1 pseudogene is annotated in these 294 nt (G+C 74.5%); it reads left to right on the top strand.

The window, feature by feature from the left end:
- Positions 1 to 72 precede the first annotated feature (72 nt).
- Positions 73 to 294, top strand: a pseudogene (locus tag DSP71_RS23880) (hypothetical protein); the annotation flags it as partial.

The raw sequence follows: 294 nt of genomic DNA, 5'->3' as shown, positions 1-294 counted from the left end.
CGGCGCCATCGGCGGCGGCGTGGCCGCCTTCGTCGGTCGCCGCCCGAGAGCCGAGCGCGGAGCCCTGCCCGTATGAGTGCCGCACCGGCGTCGCGAGCGAAGCGCAAGCCGGCGGCGAGGAAGACGACGCGGCGAGGAACCGCGAAGCGTCGGCGCAAGCCCGGTGCTCGACGCCAGGCGGCGAATCGCCTCCGACGCCGGAAGATCGCGCAGCGCCTTCTGCTTTCCGCCGGTGCGCTCATCGTGGCCGTCGGCCTCTTCGTCCTGATCCCGCTCGGTCTCGCGCGCGATCCC

The organism is Microbacterium sp. H6 (assembly GCF_003314775.1).
Classification (GTDB): Bacteria; Actinomycetota; Actinomycetes; order Actinomycetales; family Microbacteriaceae; genus Microbacterium; species Microbacterium oxydans.
The sequence above is the reverse complement of the archived record's forward strand: the minus strand, read 5'-3'. Positions and strand labels throughout refer to the sequence as shown.